Below are 4,023 nucleotides of genomic sequence, written 5' to 3' on the forward strand. Positions count from 1 at the left end.
GGACGGGCGCGCCGGGGAGCAGACCGCGGCCCGCCGGGGCGTCGGGGAGGCCGTCGCCGTCGGGCAGGGCGTAGGACTCGACGCCGGGGTAGAACTTGCCCTTGCGCGGCCCGTCGGGCCAGTTGGGCACGAAGTCGGCGGGATCCATCGGGACGCGGCCCCGGTGCAGGACGGCGTCGGCGTACTCGTGGGCGTACCCCATGGGGTCGGCCCCCTTTCGGATGGGCGTGCGGTACGGGCGGGCCGTCACGGGAACGGGTGCGGGGCTGGGTTGAGGCCGGTGGCGCCCAGGACGGTGCGCATCCGGGGCATGCGGCGGGCGCGCTGCCGGGACCAGCCGAAGTCGATGGGGACGAGTCCGGGCACCAGGACCTTCACCGTGTGCAGGCCGACGGCACGCTGCTCGGGCAGGGTCTGGTCGACCACGACGACGTCGTACCCGGCGGCGGTGACGGCGCCCACCGCGCGCAGCAGGTCCTCGCGCAGGTCAGGGGCGGCCAGGGAGCCGTCGGCGTCCGGCCACACCAGGTCGGCGACGGCGAGCAGCCGCCGGGGGTCCTCCTGGCGCAGCAGGAAGTCGGCGTGCCGCCCCATTTCCGGGACGCCGTAGACCAGGGGATGGTCGTGCAGCGTGGTGACCTGGTCGAAGTCGGCGGCCATGGCACGCAGCCGGGGCTCGTCGCGTCGAGTGCGGCCGACCAGGTTGACCGAGTCGGTGGCGATCTCGCAGAGCGCGGAGTCCAGCGCCGATTCCGGGTCGAGCCCGGCTCCCGCCCCGAAGCACATGCGGCCCGCTCCCCCGTCGAAGCGCTCGGCGACGGCGGTGACGACGGGGACGGGGAAGCCGATCCGGTTGTCGAAGAAGCGGGCCCGGTAGCCGTACATCGCCAGCCGGTCCACCATGTACCGGGTGGCGGGGCGGGTGCTGGTCGCGGGGTCGATCTCCCGCAGCGGAACCTGCCCGTACCAGGCGAGCAGGAAGGCGTCCCGCTCGACGACCTCCATCAGTCCGAAATAGACCGCCTCCTCCGTACTGCCGCCGGACGCACAGCCGTTGGAGCTCTCCTGGACGAAGCGGTTCTCCAGGCCGGGTGCGTGGTAGTAGGCCAGGATCTCGGGGACCGGGCGGGGTTTGGCGTCGCGCAGGGACCAGCCCCACACCCAGGGGATCTCCCGGTCCGGGGTGAAGGGACGCACGCGGGGGTTGGCGCGGTGGAACTCCTCGGAGTACAGGCCGGTTTCGCGGGGGTCGACGGCATCGGGGCCGAGGCCGTGCAGCGAGGCGGTGAGCCGCGTGGCCTTGGCGCGGGCGCGCATCCCGGCGTAGCGCTCCAGCCCCTCCAGGATGCCGATGCGCTGGCTGTGCGCGTAGGTGCCCGCGTGGCCGCCCCAGAAGGTCTCGCGCAGATACTCCCCGGACCGGGTGGAGAAGCAGCCGACGGTGGCGGAGGTGGTGGTGGAGGCGACGTCGCAGATGACGGACGGGCCGAGCGCGCCCCAGTGCGGGTTGGCGAAGGCGTCCACGGGCAGCCGGTAGTCCTCGATCCGGCGCATCCGGAAGGCGCCCGGCCGGTACTTGGGCGCGGGCTGGGGGACGTAGACGGCGCCCTCGGCGGTGTCCGGTCCGGGCGCTCCGCAGACGGGGCACTCGGGGTCCGGCACCAGGGGGTGGCTGCGCACGGTCATCGCGTCCAGGTCCAGCAGGTGCACCCTCGGGTACGGCCCCGGGTCCGGCTCCGCATCGTCGAGGCAGGCCAGGAGCGCCGCCACGGCGGTCGCGGCGAACGGGGTGGCGTACGGCCAGTCGCCCACCGACCGGGTGCCGGAGCCGAGTTCGAGCCCTTCGCGCAGCGGCACCGAGCGTACGCCCTGCCAGCGGCGCGCCAGACAGGTCCCACACCCGGCGGCCCCGCCCTCGGTGGGCCAGGGCCCGACGAGCACCTGACGTCCGTACAGGTGGACGGGAACGGCGTCCTGTTCCGCCGATGCGGTGGCGGTCGGGGTGTACGCGTCGCAAACGCCGAGCGGGGCCACCGCCACGGCGGGGGCGGTGGTGGGGACGACCTCGCCGAGGGCGCCGCACAGTGCCCCGGCGAACCGGCGCGCGGACGCGGACCGCGCGGTGGTCCCTGGGTGTGCGGTCGCCTCTGGGCGCTCGGTGGTCCCTGGGTGTGCTGTCGCCCCCGGGCGCTCGGTGCGCTCAGCCCGCATCGGTGACCGCCCGGGTGAGCAGGACGCGCACGGTGTGGATCCCGGCGGTGGGCAGGTCGGCCGCGTACGTGGGCACGACCAGGGCGTCCCGGCCGGCGGCGCGGAGGCGGTCCAGGAGGCGGGGCCAGTCCGTGGCGGGGCCGGGCGGCGGCGCGGGCTCGCTGCGGGTGACCGCGATCAGGGCCGCGTCCAGGTCGCGGAGGAGGGGGTCGCCCGTGTCGGGGGCGGTTCCGGTTCCCCCGTCGGCGTCGTCCGCGTACTGCGCCTCGCCGAGCAGGTCCCGTACTGCGTCCACGGCGGCGCCCGCGCGGTCCAGGGCTGCGCCGACGGCCCAGCGGGCTGGTCCGGCGGTCCGGGCCAGCACGACATGGGCGCCGGAGCGGGCCGGTTCGCCGAGATCGAGCAGCTCGACCTCGAGGCCCAGGTGGGCGGCGGAGCGGAGCAGGAACGTCATCTCCGGGTCCTCGCCGAGCGCCGCGTGCGGGATCACGGCCGTCTCTCCGGTCTGCCGGACGGCCCGGTCCAGGGCGTCGTGGGCGAGCGCGGAGAGCAGCCCGCAGGCGGCGGCCTCCGGCAGGTCGGCCCCGGCGCCGGCGCCGGCCCGGGTGGGCTCGAAGCCCCGGTCGGCGTTGTCCCGGCCGAAGGGGCGCACGGCCCCGGCGGGCACCCGTGTCTGTTCCTTGGTGACGAGCGAGGTGGCCGGGGTCCAGGCGATGTGGGTACGGACGCCGGTACCGGAGGCGATGGTGAGGGCCGCCGGGTCCACGGCGGGCACGGTGTCGTCCGGGGCGGGCGCGGGGGGCACCACGTACTCGGCGTAGACGGCCGCCGCCGCGTTCAGTGCACGCAGCCGGGCCCCGGCGGTGTGGTGGACGTCGAAAGCGGTGACGGTGCGCAAGCCGCGCGGGCCCAGACCGAGGGTGACGGAGCCGGCCTTCAGCGGGGTCTGGGTGAGCGGCTCGTCCGCGTAGCGGGAGAAGACCCCGGCATGCGGGCGGACCAGGGCGGATCGGCGCTCCAGTTCGGCCAGCGGACCCTGGGCGGCGTCGTCGTCCGGGGCGGTGGCGACGGTCGGCAGGAACGCCGGGCGTGCCGGGGCCGAGGAAAGGTCGACCGGTTCCGGGGCTGCCGCGGCGGTGGCGCAGAACGGGCAGCGGGGGTGCGGCAGGAGCGGTTCCGAGGCGACGTCGAAGGACGCCATGTCCTGGATGAGCAGCTTGCCCCGGGTCTCGGCCGGGAGCGCCTCGGTGACCAGGCGGAACACTTCGTAGCCCAGCAGGTTGCCGAGCATGGCGGCGAGCGGTCCGGCGGGCTGGGCGCCCGGGGTTCCGGTGCCCAGCGCAAGGCCGCTCCACAGGTCGGCGGCGGCCGCGTCGCCGGGGCCTCCGGAGGCGCCGAGGCGCAGGGCGGCGCAGGACCAGCAGCCCGTCGAGCCGTCCGTCATCACCGGCCCGACCACGGCGAGGGGCCCAAAGGTCCAGGCGGGCAGCAGGGTCCGGCCCTCGGGGACGCCCTCTCGCAGCAGGGCGAGGACGGTCGCCGGTACGCCGGTACCAGCGGCGGCCACCACGATGTCGTACCCCTCGTACGCCGCCCAGCCCGCAGGTGCGGACCCGGTGCCCGGCAGCATCGCCAGCTCCACGGGGCAGTCCTGGCCTGCGAGTTCGGCCGCCTCACGGTGGACGGTCGCGAACTCCTCGGGCGTGACGCCGCCGGAGCCGTCCAGGAGGGCGGGGTCGAAGGCCACGGTGGCGCAGCCGTTGCGGATCAGTGACAGCACGCACCAGCGGGCCACCGGGCCGTCGCCGAGTA

At 75.8% G+C, this 4,023-nt stretch carries 2 protein-coding genes and 1 pseudogene; all 3 read right to left on the reverse strand.

The window, feature by feature from the left end; genetic code table 11:
* Positions 1 to 202, reverse strand: a pseudogene (locus J1C73_RS01470) (nitroreductase); the annotation flags it as partial.
* Positions 203 to 246: 44 nt separating this feature from the next.
* Positions 247 to 2,211 carry a TOMM precursor leader peptide-binding protein gene (locus J1C73_RS01475; RefSeq protein ID WP_207314712.1) on the reverse strand — a complete coding sequence of 655 codons (1,965 nt, stop codon included), beginning with the start codon at positions 2,209 to 2,211 and terminating at the stop codon, positions 247 to 249.
* A partial coding sequence (locus tag J1C73_RS01480) for a TOMM precursor leader peptide-binding protein (RefSeq protein ID WP_207314713.1) occupies positions 2,201 to 4,023 on the reverse strand: 1,823 nt, incomplete at its 5' end. The genes J1C73_RS01475 and J1C73_RS01480, both read right to left, overlap by 11 nt.

Source organism: Streptomyces laculatispora (assembly GCF_017353455.1).
Taxonomy (GTDB): Bacteria; Actinomycetota; Actinomycetes; order Streptomycetales; family Streptomycetaceae; genus Streptomyces; species Streptomyces laculatispora.